The sequence below is a fragment of the Humisphaera borealis genome, assembly GCF_015169395.1.
Lineage (GTDB): Bacteria > Planctomycetota > Phycisphaerae > Tepidisphaerales > Tepidisphaeraceae > Humisphaera > Humisphaera borealis.
Window position 1 is genome coordinate 6,394,421 of the sequence record NZ_CP063458.1, and the last position, 20,566, is coordinate 6,414,986.

Annotated in this window: 17 protein-coding genes; 8 read left to right on the top strand and 9 right to left on the bottom strand. The window is 63.0% G+C overall.

Features of this window, described 5'->3' with window-relative positions; translation table 11 throughout:
• Positions 1-183: 183 nt before the first annotated feature.
• Positions 184-1,350: a sialidase family protein gene (locus IPV69_RS24045; RefSeq protein WP_206292271.1), complete on the bottom strand. Its 1,167-nt coding sequence runs from the start codon at positions 1,348-1,350 to the stop codon at positions 184-186.
• Positions 1,351-1,472: 122 nt separating this feature from the next.
• Here IPV69_RS24045 and IPV69_RS24050 point away from each other — a divergent pair, with 122 nt between their 5' ends.
• The 3 genes from IPV69_RS24050 (at position 1,473) to IPV69_RS24060 (ending at position 4,498) form a co-directional block, all read left to right on the top strand.
• Positions 1,473-2,267 (top strand): class I SAM-dependent methyltransferase, encoded by a 795-nt coding sequence (locus IPV69_RS24050; protein ID WP_206292272.1) that lies wholly within the window; start codon positions 1,473-1,475, stop codon positions 2,265-2,267.
• A 132-nt stretch (positions 2,268-2,399) separates the two neighbouring features.
• Positions 2,400-3,155, top strand: a complete 756-nt coding sequence (locus IPV69_RS24055) for a chlorite dismutase family protein (RefSeq protein ID WP_206292273.1) — start codon at positions 2,400-2,402, stop codon at positions 3,153-3,155.
• A 158-nt stretch (positions 3,156-3,313) separates the two neighbouring features.
• Positions 3,314-4,498: a M20 metallopeptidase family protein gene (locus IPV69_RS24060; RefSeq protein ID WP_206292274.1), complete on the top strand. Its 1,185-nt coding sequence runs from the start codon at positions 3,314-3,316 to the stop codon at positions 4,496-4,498.
• Positions 4,499-4,558: 60 nt separating this feature from the next.
• On the opposite strand, the gene IPV69_RS24065 is transcribed toward IPV69_RS24060, so the two are convergent.
• From IPV69_RS24065 to IPV69_RS28010, 8 genes are all read right to left on the bottom strand, one after another.
• Positions 4,559-5,146, bottom strand: coding sequence for a histidine phosphatase family protein (locus IPV69_RS24065; RefSeq protein ID WP_206292275.1), 588 nt, complete (start codon positions 5,144-5,146; stop codon positions 4,559-4,561).
• A 174-nt stretch (positions 5,147-5,320) separates the two neighbouring features.
• Positions 5,321-5,920 carry a hypothetical protein gene (locus IPV69_RS24070; protein ID WP_206292276.1) on the bottom strand — a complete coding sequence of 200 codons (600 nt, stop codon included), beginning with the start codon at positions 5,918-5,920 and terminating at the stop codon, positions 5,321-5,323.
• Positions 5,921-5,955: 35 nt separating this feature from the next.
• On the bottom strand, positions 5,956-7,242 hold the full coding sequence (locus tag IPV69_RS24075) for a DUF2314 domain-containing protein (protein ID WP_206292277.1): 1,287 nt from the start codon (positions 7,240-7,242) through the stop codon (positions 5,956-5,958).
• Between the two features lie 81 nt (positions 7,243-7,323).
• Positions 7,324-8,850: a proline--tRNA ligase gene (proS, locus tag IPV69_RS24080; protein WP_206292278.1), complete on the bottom strand. Its 1,527-nt coding sequence runs from the start codon at positions 8,848-8,850 to the stop codon at positions 7,324-7,326.
• A 287-nt stretch (positions 8,851-9,137) separates the two neighbouring features.
• Complete coding sequence (locus IPV69_RS24085; protein ID WP_206292279.1) at positions 9,138-10,316, bottom strand: fatty acid desaturase family protein; 1,179 nt, start codon at positions 10,314-10,316, stop codon at positions 9,138-9,140.
• Positions 10,317-10,631: 315 nt separating this feature from the next.
• On the bottom strand, positions 10,632-11,756 hold the full coding sequence (locus tag IPV69_RS24090; RefSeq protein WP_206292280.1) for a TadG family pilus assembly protein: 1,125 nt from the start codon (positions 11,754-11,756) through the stop codon (positions 10,632-10,634).
• Positions 11,757-11,873: 117 nt separating this feature from the next.
• A complete protein-coding gene (locus IPV69_RS24095) occupies positions 11,874-12,389 on the bottom strand; it encodes a redox-sensing transcriptional repressor Rex (RefSeq protein ID WP_206295666.1) in 516 nt (171 codons plus the stop codon).
• The gene (locus tag IPV69_RS28010) at positions 12,380-12,517 is read right to left on the bottom strand and encodes a winged-helix domain-containing protein (protein ID WP_206292281.1); all 138 of its coding nucleotides are present in this window, start codon (positions 12,515-12,517) and stop codon (positions 12,380-12,382) included. The genes IPV69_RS24095 and IPV69_RS28010 overlap by 10 nt, the downstream gene beginning before the upstream one ends.
• Positions 12,518-12,935: 418 nt before the next feature.
• On the opposite strand from IPV69_RS28010, the gene IPV69_RS24105 reads away from it, so the two are divergent.
• The 5 genes from IPV69_RS24105 to IPV69_RS24125 all read left to right on the top strand — a co-directional run bounded on the left by IPV69_RS24105 (position 12,936) and on the right by IPV69_RS24125 (position 20,535).
• A complete protein-coding gene (locus IPV69_RS24105; protein ID WP_206292282.1) occupies positions 12,936-14,183 on the top strand; it encodes a hypothetical protein in 1,248 nt (415 codons plus the stop codon).
• A 180-nt stretch (positions 14,184-14,363) separates the two neighbouring features.
• Entirely contained in the window at positions 14,364-16,076 is a 1,713-nt protein-coding gene (locus IPV69_RS24110; RefSeq protein ID WP_206292283.1) for a peptide ABC transporter substrate-binding protein, read from the top strand.
• A 143-nt stretch (positions 16,077-16,219) separates the two neighbouring features.
• On the top strand, positions 16,220-17,155 hold the full coding sequence (locus IPV69_RS24115; RefSeq protein WP_206292284.1) for an ABC transporter permease: 936 nt from the start codon (positions 16,220-16,222) through the stop codon (positions 17,153-17,155).
• Between the two features lie 322 nt (positions 17,156-17,477).
• Entirely contained in the window at positions 17,478-18,452 is a 975-nt protein-coding gene (locus IPV69_RS24120) for an ABC transporter permease (RefSeq protein WP_206292285.1), read from the top strand.
• Positions 18,453-18,618: 166 nt separating this feature from the next.
• Positions 18,619-20,535, top strand: a complete 1,917-nt coding sequence (locus IPV69_RS24125; RefSeq protein ID WP_206292286.1) for a peptide-binding protein — start codon at positions 18,619-18,621, stop codon at positions 20,533-20,535.
• The last annotated feature ends 31 nt before the right edge of the window (positions 20,536-20,566 follow it).

A 20,566-nucleotide genomic window follows, 5' to 3' on the forward strand; every position in this document is an offset into this window, starting at 1 on the left:
TTGAAGAAACCTGGACGAACTACGAAGGCGCGTGACTTTTTGAGGAGCCGCACGGAGTGTACTCACGGAGTAAGCGGGGAGCGGACTCCCAACCTCACAACCGCTTACTCCGTGAGTACACTCCGTGCGCGGCTCCTTGAAAAGTCGCGATTTCTCACGTTGACGGTGTCTCGTCAGAAAGCGTCACTTCACCCATTCCAAATCGAACGTCGCCAGCGTGAGCCGTGCGTAACCTTTGCCGTCGACACCGCGTTCAAAAAAACAGTGAATCTTTCCGTCGGCGCCTACGGCCAGATCGCTGTACGCGGCCAGGCCCGGCTCCAGCACTTTGCTGATCGGCCAGGTCTTGCCGTCGTCCTCGCTTAGCTTGATCGCCAGGTTCTGACGTTTGCGGTCGGTGGGGTTGTGCGGGTTGGAGAACAGGATGAGGTTTTTACCGCTGCTGCCCTTGCCGCCGCTGTAGCGCTGCAACGAGGCGAAGCAGATGGGTTCCGGAAGGGCGTTGTCGACCTTGAGCGGCGACCAGTTGCCGGCGCCGTCGGAGCTGGTCGTCACCGCCCGACGATGAGTTCCGCCGTGGTGCCGCAGATTGAGCATGACCCGCCCGTCGCTGAGCTCGACCGCGTTGGTCTCGCTCGCGTCGGGCGCGACAGGGTCGGCCGCCGCGGTGACCAACGCCCCGGCGTGCCAGGTCTTGCCGTTGTCGTCGCTGTAAACCGTCGTCACGCGGCTGGGCTTGTGGGCGTTGCCCTCCGTGCCGAGCGACAGCCAGACGGGCACCAGCAGGCGGCCGGTGGACAGTTGAATGCCATGGCCGGGCCCGGTCGCGAGCACCTTCCAGTCGTACTCGCCGCGCAGCTTTTCGAACGCCGAGGTGATCTCCGTGCTGGCGCCGAAGGTCTGCCCGTCGTCTTCGCTGCGGCTGTAGAAACACCGGCCGTACTCGATGCAGTAGAGCAGGTGCACGACGCCGGATTTGTCGGCGATCATGACGGGGTTGTTCATGGTGATCGCGCCGTCTTTCCCCTGCTTGCGGGCGATGGCCGCGGGATTGCGCTGGGCGTCGGCAGGCCGCTTGCCCACCGGCGCAGGGGCCGACCAGGTTTTTCCGCCGTCGGCACTGCGGCGCATCAGCAGATCGATGTCGCCCCAGTCGCTGCCGGATCGGCGCGCCTCGCAGTAGACGAGGATCGTCCCCTTGGCGGTCACGACGACGCCGGGAATTCGGTACAACTGGTACCCGCCCTCGCCGGCAGCAAAGAGGTCCTGCCGAACCGGATCGGCGGCGAGAGACGGCAGGGCGGCAAAAAGCGCGATAAAAGCGCAACCAATGCGAGCAGCGATTTTCATGGTCCTCCGTATTCGTGAGATGTTGACTGAAGAATACCCGTCTGTCCCCTCTGCCGGTACTCCTCCGTCGGTACGCCGGGGCGAGGGGACCGCAGTCCCTGAGTTGGGGATAAGATGCCGCGATGCCACGAAAGCCTTACCGCGCTCCCGCTCATTGGTACGACGCCGAGAACGCTCGCCATGACGTGCTGCAACAGGACGTCCCGTTCTTCCTCGGGCAACTCCCGCTGAAGAAGCAATCGATCCTCGAACTGGCGTGCGGGACCGGACGGGCGGCGATCCCACTGGCACAGGAGGGGCATCGCGTTGTGGGAACTGACTACGCGCCGGAGATGATCGACCTGGCCGTCCGGAGACGCGATGCGGCCGGCCTGACGAATAAACAACTGTCGCTCGCCGTCGGCGACATGCTCGACCTGGACTTGGGCCAGACATTCGACTGGGTCTGCGTCTTCTTCAACACCCTGTGCAACTTCACCTCGCTGGAGCTTCAGGACAGGGTCTTCGCCACGGTAGTGCGACACCTTAAGCCCGGGAAGAATGGCAAAGGCGGCAGGTTCTACACCGATCTGTTCAACCCCGACCCCGGCCTCTGGGCCGAATCCGAAGTCACCGCCCGCGACCCTTACATTTTCCGCTCGCCCGATGACGGCCGAACGATCTACTTCTCCACCGACGTCATGCGTAGTAGCGAGCCGCAGGTGCAGCACGTCATCCACCGCTACGAGTGGTTCGACGACAAGGGCAAACGCAAACGCGCGACGCACGAGTTTGATATGACCAGCATCTACCCGCGCGAGCTGCAATTGCTCGCCGAGCGGCACGGCCTGGTTGTTGAAGCGATGTGGGGCAACTACGACGGCAGCCCGGTAACACCCGATTCGCCGCGGATCATCGCCCGGTGTTGCCGCAAATGACGAAACGGCCTACTCTTAAGCTGTCCGTTTCGCGGTGGCACCGCAGGCGCACGCTTTGATTTTTCCATTCGGAGAAGCGTGCATCTGCCGTGCGATCGCTAAACGGGATCTCATACGCACCAGGAACCCGCTATGTCACAAGCTCCCTCCGCGCCAGCCACCCATCCGACAGGCCGACCCGCCGCCACGACCGGCGGGCCTGCCGTCAGCCGGCAGTTCGTCAACTTCGCGTTCTACAAGCTCGACCCGGCGTTCCGCCGACTCAGCGACAACGAGAAGCTTCAGGCCCGCAGCGAGTTCCTGCAGATCATCGAGACCAAACGCCAGGGACTGATGTGCATCCCCTACAGCACGGTCGGCGTAAGGGCCGAGACCGACTTCATGCTCTGGCGGATCAGCCTGACCACTGACACGTTCCAGGAGCAGAGTGCTGCGATCAACAAGAGCCGGATGGGCGCTTACCTGACGCAGCCGCACTCGTTTCTGTCGATGACCAAGCGGAGCATGTACATCGACAAGCTCGACCCCTTTCACACCGCCGAGAGCCGCACGCACATCATCCCCGGCAAGCGGAAGTACATCTTCGTCTACCCGTTCATCAAGACGCGCGACTGGTATCTGCTGCCGCAGGAGAAGAGGCAGGAGATCATGGACGAGCACATCAAGGTCGGGAACAAGTATCCGAGCATCAAGCTTAATACGACCTACAGCTTCGGCCTGGATGATCAGGACTTCGTGGTAGCGTTCGAGAGTGAAGAGCCGAAGGATTTCCTGGACCTGGTGATGGAGCTGCGCGAGACGCAGAGCAGCAAGTACACGGTGCGTGACACGCCGACGCTCACGTGCGTCCAGATGCCGATGGGGAACGTGCTGGATCAGTTGTTTTGAAGGAGCCGCGCACGAAGTAAGCGGGAATGAGCTTGTAGGGTCCGCCTTGGCGGACGCGGTGTCGCCCGCGACGACACGCTGCGTCGAACGCGTCCGCCAAGGCGGAACCTACAAGTGAAGTTCTGCTTGGAACGCGTCCGCCAAGGCGGAACCTACCTATGACGCTTCAGGACACCATCTCCGCCCACGCCCCGCGCCTCGCGGAGCTGCGCCATGCGCTGCACCAGATCCCCGAACTGGGTTACGAAGAGTTCGAAACCGCCAAGGCCATCCGCGCCGAGCTCGATCGCCTGAAGATCCCCTACGTCGCCGGCGTGCCCGAAGCGCCGACGGCGACCGTTGCCTGGATCGGCGACACCTCCAAGCCCTGCGTCGCACTGCGGGCCGATATCGACGCGCTGCCGATCGCCGAGCAGACCGGCCTGCCCTACGCCAGCCGAACGCCCGGCCGCATGCACGCCTGCGGGCATGACGGGCACACGACGACCCTGCTCGGCACCGCGGCGGTGCTGAAGGCGATGGAGAAAGACCTCCCCGTCTGCGTGAAGTTCCTCTGGCAGCCGGCCGAAGAAGGCGGCGGCGGGGGAGAGATCCTCTGCAAGGCCGGCGTCATCGACGGGCGGCTGGGGCCAAAAGTGTCCGCCATCTTCGGGCTCCACGGCTGGCCCACCCTGAAGGTCGGCACCATCGCGACCAAGCCGGGGTCTCTGCTGGCGGCGAGCGACAACTTTACCGTCACCTTCACCGGCCGCGGCTGTCACGGCGCGTTCCCACACGCCGGGATCGACCCCATCGTCACCGCGTGCGAAGCGGTGCTGAACCTGCAGCAGGTCATCACCCGCGAGCTGGAGCCGACCGAGCCGGCGGTCATCACCGTCGGCAAGTTCAACGCCGGCACGGCGACCAACATCATCCCCGACACGGCGACGATCGAAGGCACCGCACGCACGCTTTCGCCGCAGGCCCGCGACCAGGTGCGGACGGCGATGAAGCGACGGTGCGAAGGCATCGCCGCCGCCAACGGGTGCACCGCAACCTTCGAGTGGCACGAAGGCTACCCGCCGATGATTAACGACCCGAAGATGGCGGCCTACGTCGCCAAGGTCGCGAAGCAGGTCGTCGGCTTGGACCGCTATTACGAGGTTCCACGCCCCAGCATGGGCGGTGAGGATTTCGCTTACTACCTGCAGGAAGTGCAGGGGTGTTTTTTCCTGATTGGCGTGCAGCCGGTGGCGGCCAGCGGCTACCCGCCGTTGCACAGCGACCGGTTTGATTTCACAGACGAGGCGATCGCGACGGGGGTGCGAATGTTCGTGGAGCTGGTGCTGCAATACGGGCGTTAAGGAACCCGGCACATGACGTTGCTTGTTCCAAGCGCAGCAATCCGGGAAGTATCGACGCCACTACAAGTTCTCTACCGTTCGCTCCACCGAATTTGCCGCCGTATCGATCACTGCGTAGCTCGGCAGTCCCATCTTCCGCCAGAGTTCGAATCCGTTTCCCACACCATTGCCCGCCCCGTTCTTCATCCCGTACTTCGCCAGCAGAAGCGCGATCACCGTTCCGTGCGAGACGACTGCGACGTTCTGGTCGGGGTATCGGGCGAGGACGCCTTGAAGCGCCAGTTCGAACCGCGACAACGCCTGCACGGCCGACTCCCGCCCGAGCACCAGCTCTTTCGGCTTGCGGAAAAACAGCTCGACGAGCGAGATGAACTCCCGGCTCTGCAGGTGCGGCACGTTGGATCGATCGTGCTCATGCAGTCCGGCGACGGTGGCGAAGGGAACTTTCAGCTCGCCGGCGACGATTTCGCCAGTCTGCGCCGCCTTGGGTTCCAAGCTCGTCAGGACGACCGCGGGTGCGAGCGGACGAATCGCCTCGGCGAGCGGCTTGCACTGCTGACGCCCCTTGTCCGACAGCGCCCAGGTTTCCGGCGGAAGCCCGGGCTTCACCTGCGGGGCGGCGTGCTTGATGAGGATGAGTTTGGGCATGACAAGACCTTCCTGATGTCAGGAAATGCGGACCACCACGAACGGCACCGAGAGCACAGAGAAATCACAGAAAATTCGCCATCCCGTGATCGGCGCACTCTCCAAATCGAGAAAGTTTCGCTTTCTCCGTCTTCATCTCCGTGAACTCCGTGCCCTCCGTGGTGGAATTTCGGGCTACACCGCTGGCAGATTCAGGATCCCTCGCAGCCGCTGCTCGTGCGGCCCGACCGGCTCGCATTCGGGCCAGGGGAGCCAGATCGCGTCGCGAACGCCGTCCTGCCGCAGCAGCAGCAGGCGGACGCGTGTTGGGCGGAAGAACGTCGCCGGGCGGAGCGAGAAACGAACCTCTGCGATGTGCTGACGTTCCCAGCAGACGGTCTGATCGACGTCATCGCGGCCGGCCAGTTGTGTCACTTCAAGCGAACCCGGCGACACCCGCAACTCGACGGTTGCGACCGTTCCACCACGTGCCTGGCGGATGCACCGCACGACGACCCACACCCAGATGCCGATCGCAAGAAAGCCGACGGCGATCGCCGAGATCGCCTCCGTCCGCTGGTCGGGCCCGAGCGACCGTCCGACATAGACGACAAACGCCACCACGCAAATCATAAAGAATGTCGCCGCCATCAGTCCCGCGGCGTGCTCGAGCAGCGGCGACCAGTTCGACGCGTGCGGCAGCATCAGCACCGCGTCGCCGTCGGGGTCTTCCCGCCAGCCGAACGGTTGATCGCCGGTGTAAGACAGGACGGGCGTGGGGCGGGGGGCGGCCATGGGCTGTCATCCTGGTCACCCGCAACCGGGCGCTATCAGGTGTTGCTCTCCTGCTGTTCCAAAGCGCGGATTTCCTTCATCGCCTCGCGGAACTTGTCGATGTTCTCGCGAATCCGCCTCAGCGGCGTTGTATTGCGTGGCGTGATCATGCCGATCGGGGTGATGATCGCCCAGTCGGTCAGCCGTTCCAGCGGATGGCGACGCCGGTCGCCGGGCTTCATCGCGGCGATGTCAAAGGGCTGGCTGTCGAGGGTCGCCTCGACGTCGGCGTCGCGGGCATTGTTGACGGAGAACCAGAGGTGCTCGCGGCCACCGCCGGTGTCAGTCTCGTAGCCGATCTTAGCGATGACCGGGAACGCGAATTCGGCCAGTTCGGCCGACCAGTCGCGAAACTTGGCCCAGGTGGCCCTTGCCCGCTCTGCCATCAGGTCGGTCGCCGAATCGGGAAAGTAGAGCAGGAGATTGCCGTCCCCGACTTCCTGCTGCAGCCATTGGGAAGGCTTGGGGCGATCGAACAGTTTGCCAAGAAAGCCCCCGGGCGGTTCGCACAGAACCACACGACTGACGTTGTGCGATTCGTCGGCCCCGATTCTCATCGCGATGTCGGCCGCGGCGGCCTTGCGATTAAACCTCGCGACGTCTACCAGTCGAACGTCGCCGCCACCGCCGGCCACGGTGAATCGTTCCATTCCTGACGTCGCCTTACCTTCCAGAATCCCGAACGCCATCACCCGCAGCGCATCGAACCCGCCCTGGCTGGTGATCGATTCGTGGGGCGACAGCACGTCGAAGTCGAAGAATCCGATCTCCGCCAGTCCGTGCGTGTGCAGCCAGAGGGCAGGCGTATCGGTCCCCTCAGGCGCGTCTTCTGGAACATCGTCGGTAATGACGTGCGTCGTAAACAGCGACTCGACGTCCAGATCGGCATTATGCGCCAGTTCATCGTCCAGACCCGCACGCGACCAAAACCGCTGTGCGGTGTGGTCCATCGCCACCAGTCCGTCGTCGGCCATCAGCACGCGCAGGAACCGCAGCAGCGATTTGCGATCGCGCAGCACGTCGTTCTTGCCGCCCTGGACGACCACACTCACCACGCAGCCGGCTTCCTTGGCCAGTTGCCGCTCCTGCTCGTTGAGGTGCGGGTCCAGGTCGATCAGGAACGGCGGCGGGGCACCGAGGTCGCGGAGGCAGATTGCCTTGGCCGTCCCCCAATCGGCGTGTTTAAGCTCGGCGGCCCAGTGGTGTCCCTGCGCGTCCACCTTCTGACCGCCGACGCGCGCCGCCTTGAGCGCCGGTGCGAACTCCGACAATCGAGGCGGCATCCCACCACGAAAGAGGATTGATCCCGTGCACTCGACCGAACGATGTCTCCAGCCCATAGTTGCCCCTCGGCCAGTTGTGAATCAGTACGCCTGCGCGAACAGCACCTGCGTCGTCGTCTCTTCGCCGCTGTAGATGCACTTGCCGCTCGTGCCGGGTTGGGCGAACGGAATGCACCGCACCGTCGCCTTGGTCTGCTCCTTGATCTTCGCCTCGGCGGCACGGTCGGGCTTGAAGAAGCACCGCACGAAACCGCCCTGGCCTTTGATGATCTCTTTCAGCTCGTCGTAGGTCGCGGCGTCGCGCGTATTGGCTTCACGATAGGCGACGGCTTTCTGGAACAGCGCGTCATGGGCGGCATCCAGCCGTGCTTTCAGCCAGCCGGGCTGAAGGTCTTCCAGCTTGATGATCTCTTTCGTCCCGCCGATACGGCTCTTCAGGACGAACGCGCCGCCGTCGACGTCTCTCGGACCGACTTCGATGCGGAACGGCACGCCACGCTGCTCCCAGTGGTACTGCTTGTCGCCGGGGCGGGCGTCGCGGAAGTCGGCGAGGATCCGCTGCTCGTTGGCGGTGTTGTAAACGTACCGCTCCAGGCCGTGATGTGCGGTCTTGGCGGCGCTGGCGTCTCCCGTAAGCGCGGCGACCAGCTTGTCCACGAACCCGCGCACCTTCGCCTCGTCCTCCGGCGTCTTGAAGATCGGCACGATCGCGACAACGTCCGGTGCCACGCGCGGCGGCAGCACCAGGCCCTCGTCGTCGCTGTGGGCCATGATCACCGCGCCAATCAGCCGCGTGCTCACGCCCCAGCTCGTCGTCCAGGCGAACTCCTGTTGCTGAGTGCGGCCGAGGAACTTGATCTCGAACGCCTTGCTGAAATTCTGCCCCAGGTTGTGGCTCGTGCCCATCTGCAGCGCCTTGCCGTCCTGCATCAGGCCCTCGATGCAGTAGGTGGTTACCGCGCCGGGGAACTTCTCGCTGTCGGTCTTGGCGCCCCGGACCACCGGCACCGCCAATACGTTCTCGGCGAAGTCGGCGTAGACGTCGAGCATCTTGAGCGTCTCTTCCTGCGCCTCGGCCTCGGTCTCGTGGGCGGTGTGGCCTTCCTGCCAGAGGAACTCACTGGTGCGCAGGAACAGCCGGGTGCGCATCTCCCAGCGCATCACGTTGCACCACTGGTTGATCAGCAGCGGCAGATCGCGGTAGCTCTGCACCCACTCGCTGTACATGTGCCCGATGATCGTCTCGCTCGTCGGGCGGATGATCAGCGGTTCCTCGATTGGCGACGCCGGCCGCAGCTTGCCTTCGCCGTCCTTCTCCAGCTTGGAATGAGTGACGACGGCACATTCCAGGGCAAAGCCTTCGACGTGCTGCGCTTCCTTGGTCAGGAAGCTCTGCGGGATGAGCAGGGGGAAGTAGGCGTTCACGTGCCCGGTCGCTTTGAACCGACGGTCCAGGTCGCGCTGGATGGCCTCCCAGATCGCGAAACCTTCGGGGCGGATCACCATGCACCCGCGCACCGGCGAATGGTCGGCGAGCTTGGCCGCCTTGATCACGTCGAGGTACCACTGGGCATAGTCGTCGGAACGCTTTTTGATGTTCTTGGCCATAAGGGACGGATAGGGTACGCGGAGCGCGGGATGCGGCAAAGGGGCGTTGCCACGGCTTTGACCTGCCCGATTAGCGGGAGGACCGCAGGTCCCCTCTTCATTGGCGATTGTTTCTGCGTACGAAGAAGAGGAGACCTGCGGTCCACCCGCTAAACCGGTGCGCCATACGGAAAAGGGCAAGTCGGCACACTTGCCGACTTGCCCTTCTTGATTTTCGGTGTCGTTGATCGACGTCGTCCGCGTTTCCGCGCTCCCCTTCGGGTCGCGGCTAACCGATGTCGCTTGCCCTACATCGCCGGTGTCACTTCCGGTTGGCCCATCTTTTTCAGCCAGCGGTAGTGCGACGCGACGCCCGAGCGGAACGTCTTGTGTTCGCTGAACCGTACGCCGAACTCCTTGCACGTCTGTTCGACGACCTTTGACATCTCGGGGTAGTTGATATGGCAGATCTTGGGGAACAGGTGATGTTCGATCTGGAAGTTCAGTCCGCCCATCAGCCACGAACAGATCTTGCTGTCACGGGCGAAGTCGACCGTGGTTTCGATCTGGTGTACCGCCCAGGCGTTTTCCATCTTGTTGGTGTCGCCGACGGGCATGGGGAACTCGGCATCTTCGACCACGTGGGCCAGCTGGAAGACCACCGACATCGCAACGCCCATGCAGAACATCGCGACCACATACAGCCCGAGCACACTGAGCACCGGGTGCAGCAGCATTGGAATGACGAACATGAACGTGTACGCGACGAGCTTGCCGGCGACGAAGATGAACAGGTCCTTGCCCCGTGGCCGGCGGACTTTATGCTCGCCAATCCGGCCGCGAATGATGTCGTTCCAGTCGTCGAAGATCTGCCACTTCATCGCCAGCATGCCATAGAGCGGCCAGAGGTAGATGTGCTGGAAACGGTGGAACCAGTAGCGGGGCTGCTGGGGGCTCAGGCGGCCGAGGATGCCGGTTTCAATGTCGGTGTCGTGGCCGCTGATGTTGACATAGGTGTGGTGGAAGACGCCATGCTTCCAGTGCCACTGGAACGAGCTTCCACCGATGAGATCAAACGACATCGCGGCGATCTTGTTGATCCACCCCTTCTCGGAGTAGCCGTTGTGACCGCCGTCGTGACCGATATTGAACCCGATGCCGGCCAGGACAAGGCCCAGGAAAGCGGCGATCGGCACGGCCTGCCACCAGGTGGTGACGACGAACAGCAGCGCCAGGTAGGACGTGACAAACGCCGTCATCAGGACGGCCGACTTCACGTACATCTGCCAGCAGTCGCGTTTGCGGCGACCTGTACCTTCGAAGAGCGCGTCGATGCGCTTTCGGAGGGTGTGCATGAACTCGTTCTCCGCCGCAAACTTCAGCGGCGGGGCGGACTTCGGCGTTGTCACGGCTGCGGTCGCTGGCGTCGCTTCTTCTGGCTGAATGCGGGCGAACGATGGGATGGTCGGTTGCTGGATAGATGTCATGCAGTGCTCGATAGCTCAGTGCGTAATTGGCCGGCGTCGCTAAATCCTTACACCGGAAGGCTCCGGAGGTTCGCCGTCCCACCATCGGCGACCTGACACCAGTCATACGAGTCTAATCGTTCGTCGGTGCGTCTACACCGAACGTTCGGTTCAAATCTACCGAAAATTACGTTCGTAGGGGTTAAATCGGGAAATTCCCAGCGCAATGTCAACGATCTGTTCAAAAAGGTCAACCCGTGAACCAGCCTTGACGCTCAGACCAGTCGTGCCGGTTCAAAACGGGCACGATCCGTAAAACCCACGGTCACTATCGGCTTATTTCACCGTACTAAGCGAATGAATCACGTGGCCCCCGACGTCGAACCCCCCGACGTTATCGTTCCACTGCCAGGCATCCATCATGCCGATGAACATCCGCGTCGCCCCGGCAGGCACGACAAACTGCTGGACTTCGCCGTTGTCCCGCCGGCCGTTGCCGACGAAGAACGGCTGCTTGAGCAGAGGCGCCAGCGTCTGGAAGTCGCGGCTCGCGGCCGAGTCGAAATCCAGCGCCGCCGGGGCGGAGGTCGTGTTTGGGGCGTTCCCATCGAGAAATACCGCGATCAGCGACCCGATTGGAGCGCGAATGTTCGCGATCCCGTTGTCCGACTTCGTCAGCGCCGATGTGTAATTCGTCGCCGTGCTGCCATGGCACACCAGGAACCCCGAATTGCCGTCGGCACCCAGCGGGTTTCCCCCGTCGTACGTTGCGCTGCCCTGGACGCCGTCAAAACTGATGCTGCTGCCAGGGGTAACGAGTGCAGAGTTGGTAACGACCTGCGGCGATTGCCGGTTTGCCGCCGAGCCGGCGGTATCCCACACCCAGTTGTTCGACGGCTGCAGGTTCTTGGTCACGGTGCCATCGGGCATCCCGGCGAGCCAGAGATTACCCTTCGCCGGTGCATAGAACGTCTCTGACGTCACGTCCACCATCGCAATCGCGCTCTTGCTGATCTGCGTATTGCGCGAACCGAAGATCGGTGCGAAGGTCAGGGGTAATCGCCCGTTTCCAAACGTGTGGGAGATGGTCACGCGAACCGCATTGGACGAGGAGATCGCCACGTTCGCGGTAAACGTCTTGCTCTGGGCGTCCCAGTAGCCGGTCTCGGTAACGCATTGAGAAGACGAAATGGATTGTCCGTCGAGCTGGTTTAACATCGCGATCGCCAGTGCGTTCGACGATGCGGCGGACTGCCCCAGCAGGGTGTTTTTCAGACCGGCGGCACCATAACGGGCGGCGGCGTCGGCGGCGGCCTGAGCTTCCGTCTTGGCGAGCTCGACCCGGCCATAATCCACGGCAAAGACGCCGATCCCCATTAGCACGGTCATTAGAACGGTGGCGTAGACGAGAACTCCTCCCCGCCGCCTGAGCCCCGCGACTCGCACTTCCGTGTAACGCATACAACAAATCCGCGTCCCGAACGACCGACAGGCCGGTCCCTATTTCGGTCATCGGCCGCCCTCGGACCTTGGATTACTGGATCGGCTGCCCCGGCAGTGATCTATCTTCAGGTAGCGTTAACCCACAGGCGTGACATTGACTTGGAACGACAACTGCTCCAACGAAACCGCCACATCAACGCTGTTGAGCGCGATGTCCGGCGGGACCGTCAGCGAACACGGCGCAAAGTTCAGAACGCCACGCACACCGGCCTCGACCACGCGATCGGCGACGTCCTGTGCGGCGTCGGCCGGGACGGCGATGATCGCCAGCCTGATAGAATGAGCCGCGACGGTCTTCTGAAGATCATCGTACGACTGAATCGTGAACGCCCCCAGCTTTCGACCCACCTTCGAGGGATCGTTGTCGAACACCGCGACGAGCTTGAACCCCTTGGAATTAAACCCTTTATAACTCGACAGCGCCTTGCCGATGTTGCCCGCGCCCACCAGCAATACGTTCCACGTCTTGTCGGTCCCCAGGATCTTCCGCAACTGCTGGATCAGGTCGTCTACGCGGTACCCAATCCCGGGATGGCCGAACTGTCCGAAGTATCCCAGATCCTTGCGAACCTGCGCGTCGGTCAGGCCCAGGCTTTCCCCAACTGCTTGCTGGAGATGGTCCGGCGATCCTTCCGTCGGAACGCGTCGAGTTGGCGCAAGTAGAGACTCAGCCGCTTGACGGCAGGGTTCGGTATGGACTCCAGTCGAAAGTTCTCCATGCGTTCCTTGGAACCGGTGGTCGTCCGACTATAGCGGCGGGTTGCCGGATCGCGGCGCGATTATTCCCGACCGGGTTGGCCGGTCAAGACAATCAATCAGCGGAATCCCACGATATTGCTGGTATGGTCGCCCGAAGCGTTACCTTGGATAGCACTTGTAGGGTCCGCCTTGGCGGACGCGGCGCTGCGAAACCCAGGACCACTGCGTCCGCCAAGGCGGACCCTACGAGCGCATTCCCCTCACTTGTTGACGGACCAGGATGTGTTGAAGTGGCGACGGCATTGCGTACCGTCTTTTCCTTGACACTGTTGCATAACGTCTGCTACGGTCGAAGCCAACGCGCGTTCAGCGGATCAGCGCGCGGGTTTTATGTTCCCGATGGGTCAGGTGTTCGCGTCCGCTGGCTGGAGAGAGGCCTTGAAGCACTTCGTCGCACACTACCGTCCGGCCCGTTGGCTCCGCCTGAGCGTTCTGGCTTTGGCGTCGCTGGTCGTCGTTCCGTCGGGGCTGGTGGCCCAGACCACGCCGGCAACCAAACCGGTCATCAAGCGTGGCGGGCCGACACCGCCGCCGAGCGTTCGCGGTACGCCGAACCTGACGGCACCGCAGGTGGCAGAGATCAAGCGGTGGGTATCGACCGAAGCCGCTGCGATGACGGCGGGGGACCCGGCGGTCCTGGCATCGGCAAGGGGCAACATCATCGGTGCCGCGGCGATCCCCGTTCCCGGCAACACCAAGGCCCCATCAACGCCCGCATCGCCGGCCTATCAGACCGCCTACGCAACCTCGCTTGAAGCGGAACTCCTCAAGCAACTGGCGAGCAAAGATGCCCGCATCCGCCTGAATGCCGCCGTCACGCTGGCGAAGGTCGCGGCGAGCATGAACCAGGGCACGACCCTGCTCGCGTCCACCGAGAAAGCGATCGGCGACTCGTCCGAGGCGGTGTCGATGTGGGGTGTCCGAGCCGCGAAGGATGTCTATCCGAACCTGCTGGGCATCAATCAGCCCGGCGCGACCAAGTTGTCGACCGCGGTCATCGGCGCGGTCAAGGCGCACCCGACGTCGGCGGCGATCGCCGAAGACGCGTATGCGACGCTCGCGGGAACGAATGTCACCGGCAACGCCCAGCGGGCCGGGGCCGGTCTGGACGCGATCATCGCCCTGATCCAGGCACGGGCTCAGCTCTATTCGAAGGTAGACCCGGCCAATCTGCCCGAGCAGGATCCGAACTTCCCCGCCCGCCCCGAACTCGACGCCCCGGTGGTCACCTACCTGGCGATCAGCGGCTGGCGCGCGATGACTCCGGCTCAGAAGGCCAAGGCCGGCCGGGCGATTTACGACCAGACCAACGAACTAATTCGCATCGGACCGCTGCTGCCGCCGGGCGGACCGGGGATCGTTCAGACCCGGCTCAATGACCTGATGAAAGAGCTCAAGAACATGAGCGGCGCGCTGCAGGTCATCCTGACTGCCGAAAAATCGACGGCCGGATCAACTGCGGCCAGAACGCTGAACGGGATGGCGACGAATCAGCCCGCTCAGCCCTTGATGATTGCGGAACTGGCGAAGGTTGAAGCCGAGATGATCAAGGTCAAGATTCTGGAATCCCCGGCGACACCCCCGGCCGGTGCCGCCACCGGCACGCCGGCAGCGTTGAACAAGTAGTCCCGGCAGAAAAGTGCCTGGTGCCACAAGTCGCCGGTACGCCGGAGACTCGTGCCGAACCGTACACTAGGACACGGGTCTCCGGAGTACCGGCGACCCGTCGCACCAACATCGATCGCCGCGACGTTGAATGATACTCTCGGTTGAATCGGACGCTCCGACGCCTTCAAAAGTCCCCGCATGGCCCGACTGCTCTTGATCCCCGCCGCGATGCTTGTCCTGCTGATCGGGGCGCTCGTCTGGTCCGGCGGTGGAACCCAATCGAGGGCTGACCTCACCTTCATCAACCGCGGCGAGATCGGCACCCTCGATCCCAACCGCATGGCCTGGATGCAGGACATCCGGGTCGGCTACTGCATCTTCGAAGGGCTCTACACCCTCGACCCCGCGACGCTCAATGCCGTCCCCGGCGCTTCGGAGCCGGCCGAGATCTCCGCCGACAAAACTGTCTACACCTTCCGCATCCGCCCGAACGCCCGGTGGAGCAACGGCGACCCCGTCACCACCGCCGACTTTGTCTTCGCGTGGAAGCGGATGCTGCAGGAGCCCGGCGACTACACCTCGCTGCTGTACTACATCAAGGGTGCCCGCGAGTACATGAAGGCATTCGCCGAGTGGGGCAAGGCCCGGTCCGAGGCGACCGCCAAAGCCGACCCATCGGCCGCCATACCCGCCGAGCCGGGCTTCGCCGGCGTGGGTATCGAGCCGCTCGACAGCCGTACGCTGCGTGTGACGCTCAACCATCCGGTCGGCTTCTTTCTGGACATCATCGCGTTTCCCTGCTGCTTCCCGCTGCACGAGAAGTCGATGCAGCCGTTCATCGACAAAGACGTGCGCAAGGCGACGGGCAAGATCGTCTACGACAAGCGATTCACCCTTCCGCCGAACCTGCTCACCAACGGCGCTTACGAACTGACGTCGTGGGACTTCAAACGGCGGATTCGCTTGACCGCCAGCCAGTACTGGTGGAACAAGGATGCTGTCAAAACCAAGTCGATCGATGTCGTCTCGGCCGACGACTACCTCTGGGCTCTGACGATCTACGACACCGGCGGGGTGGACTGGCTGACCGACATGTCCGGCGAACTGGCCGCGGACCTGCTGAAGAAAGGCCGCAAAGACGTTCACGTCTATCCCGGCTTCGGCACGTACTTCTACACCTTCAACTGCAAGGAAAAACTCGCCGACGGCCGGAAGAACCCGTTTGCCGATGTGCGCGTGCGGCAGGCGTTCTCGATGGCGGTGAACAAGCAGGTGATCGTGGACAACGTCACCCGGCTGGGCGAGCCGATCACCACGCAGTACATCCCGCCTTACGCATTCGAAAAGTACCCCAGCCCCAAAGGACTTGGGTACAACGTGGAACGCGCCAAGCAGCTGATGGCCGAGGCCGGATATCCCGGCGGCAAAGGCTTCCCCGACATCACGCTGCTGTTCAACAGCGAAGGCCAGCACGGGCCGATCGCCCAGATCGTCCGCCGGCAGTGGCAGGAAGCGCTGGGCGTCGATCTGCGGCTGGAAAGCATCGAGATCAACACCTTCCGCCAGCGCCTGCACAACAAGGAATACGCCGTCGCCCGCGCCAGCTGGTACGGCGACTACAACGACCCTTCCACCTTCACCGACAAGTACAAGAGCGAGAGCGACAACAACGACTCGGCATGGATCAACCCCGAGTACGATGCGCTGTGCGCCAAAGCCGACCGCGAACGCGACGACGGCGAACGCCTGAAGTTGTTCGCGCAGGCCGAGAAGCTCCTGCTCGAGGAGGCGCCGATCCTCCCGATGTACCACTACATGAACGTCTACCTGTATCGCCCCGAGCAGGTCCACGGCATGATGCACCACTCGCGGAACCACCAGGTGATGTGGCCGATCGAGGTGAAGCGTTGAATGCTGAGTTCAAAGTGCCGGGTGTCGAGTGCTGAGCAGAAATGCGACGCACAGGCCGTCCGCCGAAGTCTGATACTGAGCACTCAGCACTTTCAACCCGGCACTCCTTTTTCGCCCTTTTCGCGTATAGTCCCCGCCAACGCATGGGCACCTACATCGCCATCCGCCTGCTCCAGTTCCCCCTGATCCTCGGGGTGATCTACGTCGCGACCTTTTTGCTCGCGTGGGTGGCACCCGGCGATCCCTTCCAGCAGACCGACCGCACGCTCCCGCCCGAAGTACTCGCCCAGCTCCGCGAACGATTCCACGCCGAAAGCGCCTGGGAGTTTCTGACCTACTACCCCTGGCAACTGATCCAGGGCGACTTCGGCCCGAGCCTGATCCACCAGGGCTGGTCGGTAAACCAGATCCTGGGTGCATCGCTGCCGGTGTCGATCACGATCGGCCTGTTCGCGCTGATCGTGGCGATGGTCGTCGGAGTGACGCTGGGCGCGCTCGCCGGCGTTCGCCGGGGCGGCCCGGTGGACTGGGCGAGTTTGTCGGTCAGCCTGATCGGCATCAGCCTGCCGGGGTTTGTGACCGCCGCGCTGCTGTTCGCGGCGTTCTGCGTTCATCTGCGATGGTTCCCGATCGGCCACTGGGGCTCTCTGCGGGATGTCGTGCTTCCGGGGCTGGCGTTGTCGCTCATGCCGATGGCGTATATCGCCCGGCTGACGCGGGTCTCGATGATCGACACCCTCGGCAGCGACTACATCCGCACCGGCCGGGCCAAGGGCCTGGCCCGCAACACCGTCATCTGGAAACACGCCCTGCGCAACGCGCTGCTGCCGGTGCTAAGCTACATCGGCCCGGCGGCGGCGGCGACGCTGACGGGGTCGTTCGTGGTCGAGAAGGTCTTCAACCTGCCGGGCCTCGGACAGCATTTCGTCGGATCGGTGCTCAATCGCGACCAGACGCTGATCCTGGGCACCGTCATGGTCTACTCCCTGTTCCTGCTGTCGCTGAACCTGCTGGTGGACATCGGCTACGCCCTGGTCGACCCGCGCATCGACGTGACGGCCAAAGGGGCCGGCGCATAATGCCACTCGTGCGAAACATCCTGCGCCGCCCGAAGGAGAACACCACGGAGGCACGGAGGCACGGAGGCACGGAGGGCAACTTGAACGATCTGTGTCTGCAGCCAATCCAGAGCGATCCGGCTCAGGCAGGACAGGAATGAAGCTTGTGGAAAGACTTGAAACTCCGCGTACTGGCACGCCAGGATTGTCGGATCACCGAGTATCCCTCCGTGTCTCCGTGCCTCCGTGGTGGCTTTGTTTCCGCGCAGGAGTTTATTCCACGCCTTTGACTGCCAGCCATTGAACGCGAGCCCCTTCCCGTGATAAGACCTGACAGCCGGACATGAGCACGATCAGCAGCCCCATCTCCGCCGAGCCGCTTGCGAGCAACACGTCTCGCGTCGCCCCCGACACAATCCGCGGGCGAATGCTTCGGAGCGGGCGGATTCTCATCGGCGGCGGCGTACTGCTCGTCGTTGTCGCGACCTGCCTGCTGACGTTGCCCATGACGCTGGGCAGCCAGAGCACTTTCTATTACGACGGTCAGAACCCGGCCCTCAGCCGGGCAGCACCGGCCGGCAGTGTGAACCTCTGGTTCGGCACCGACATGCTCGGCCGTAGCCTGCTCGGCCGCTGCCTGCTCGGCGGGGCGATCAGCCTGCTGGTCGGCATCGTCGCAGCCACCATCTCCGTCGTTCTCGGCGTCAGCGTGGGCCTGATCTCAGGATATCGCGGCGGATGGATCGATTCGGTCCTGATGCGCTTCGTCGATATCATGTACGGCCTGCCTTACATCCTGCTGATCATCCTCTTCAAGCTCGCGCTCGAGCCGTTCCTGGCGACCAAGCTGGGCTTCAGCATCCAGGCGGCCAACCTTTGTGTGCTGTTCCTGGCGATCGGCCTGGTGAGCTGGCTGACGATGGCCCGCGTCGTCCGCGGCCAGGTGCTGAGCCTTCGGGCGCAGCCCTTCATCGAAGCCTGCCGCGCCAGCGGCCTGCCCGAATGGCGGATCTTCACCCGCCACCTGCTGCCCAACCTCATCGGCCCGATCACCGTCTACGCCACGCTGACCGTCCCCCAGGCGATCCTGCAGGAAAGCTTCCTGAGCTTCCTCGGCATCGGCATTCAGCAGCCCATGCCGACCTGGGGCGCGCTCGCCAGCGAAGGCCTGCTGCCATCATTGAACACCGTCGAGCCGCGCTGGTGGCTGCTGACATTCCCCTGCGTACTGCTGGCGATCACGCTGCTGAGCCTGAACTTCCTCGGCGACGGGTTGCGAGACGTCTTCGACCCCAAGCGCGAGGCGGCTAAGATTTGACGTTCGTGTTTCGGCTGAAGCGACGGTTGGAACGTGGAATTTCAATCGTCCGTTATAGATGTGTGCTCGGACGTGTGTACTCCGATCGCACCTTTTAGCGCCCGCCCGCAGGGCGGGGTGACGCCGCTCCAAGAACACGTGCACCGATCGACCACCGAGGTTTGTGATGGAAAACCGATTCGGGATCAAAGACCTGTTCCTGTTCCTCCTGATCGGAGCGCTTCTGGTCATCGTCGCGCTGGCGATGTGGCAGTTCGACCGCCAGTTCAGCGAGATTCGCAACATCAAGCAGCAGAACACGGAACTGACCGCCGACCTGACGCGCGTTAAGACCGCCGTCGCCGGCATCGCCGACACGCTGGACGACATCAAGAAGCGTCCCGTCGTCGTGGGCCCGGCGCAAGGCACCGCCGGCACGCAGCAGGCCGTCGCTCCCGCCGCTACGCCGACCGCCGACGCCTTCACCCGCCTGAAAGAAGCCGAGAAGCAGCCCGGCTTTGCCCGCGGCGACTGGCTGATCGACAACTTCGCCACCAAGATTGGCAAGCTTACGCCGCTGGTCTCGTCCGACGTCTATCAGACCTGGGTCGAGTACCAGGTGATGGAAGGGCTGGCCGTCCGCGATCCCGATACGCTGGAATACGTTCCGCGATTGGCGCGCAACTGGACGATCAGCGAAGACGGCCTGACGATGACCTTCACGCTGCGGCGGGGCGTCAGCTTCTCCGACGGTGCCCCGATGACCGCCGACGACGTCGTCTTCACGCTCGACTGGGTGCGGAACCCCGCCGTCAACGCCGACCGCGTGCGGTCCTACCTCACCAAGCTGACGTCGGTGAAGAAGATCGATGACCTGACGGTCGAGTTCAAGTTCAGCGAGTACTACTACCTCAACTTCGGAACGATCGTCGATCTGACGATCATGCCCAAGCACTTTTACGGAAAGTTCACGCCCGACCAGTTCAACGAGAAGACCGGCCTGCTGATGGGCACCGGGCCCTACCGGCTTGAGAACCCCGAGACGTGGTCGCCGGGCGAACGGGTCGTGCTGCTCCGCAATCCGCGCTACTGGGGAACGCCGCCCACCTTCAATCGCATTGTGTTCAACGAGATCGAAGGGGAGAACACCGAGATGGTTCGCTTCGGCAACCAGGAACTCGACCTGATCCGCTGCGTTCCCGCCCAGTTCGAAAAGCTCCGCAATGACCCGCGCATCATGGCCTTCAGCAATGCCGTGTCTTACGACAACATGTACGGCGGGTACACCTATGTCGCCTGGAACCAGATGCTCACCAAGGACGGCAAGGAGACCCCCACGCCGTTCGCCGACAAGCGGGTTCGCCAGGCGATGACGATGCTCCTGGATCGCGAGCGGATCCTCAGCGAAATCTACCTGGGCTACGGGTCGGTCGCGTCGGGCCCGTTCGGCCCCAAGAGCAAGCAGTACAACCCCGCGATCAAGGCCTGGCCGCACAGCCCAGACGAAGCCAAGAAGCTTCTCGCCGAAGCCGGCTATATCGATCGCAATGGCGACGGCATCGTCGAAAGCGACAAAGGCGTACCGCTCAAGTTCAAGCTCACTTATCCCTCCGGCAATGAGTCCACCGAGAAGGTCGTCCTGTTCATGAAGGACAATTTCACGCGGGGCGGTGTGGTGATGGAGCCCGATCGCGTCGACTGGCCGGTCCTGGTTCAGAAGCTTAACCAGACCGATTTTGAAGCCGTCACGCTGGGCTGGAGTTCGACGCCGGAGTCGGACCCGTACCAGGTTTTCCATTCCTCACAGATCACCGGGCAGGGGGATAACCGCACGCACTACATCAACAAAGAACTCGACAAGCTGATCGAGCAGGCCCGCGGCACCGTCAAAACCGACGACCGCATGAAGCTGTGGCAGAAGGTTCACGCCATTTTGCACGAAGACCAGCCCTACACCTTCCTCTTCAACCGCAAGGCACTGCGACTGTTCAACAACCGAATCCAGAACATCAAGCCGGCCGCCATCGGGTTGAACTTCGAATACCTCAACGGCGACATGTTCCCCTGGTACGTCCCGGCCGCTCAGCAGAAGTACAAGGACTGACCGTTTGGTTTGCTGTCTGCGTCGCGCTGAC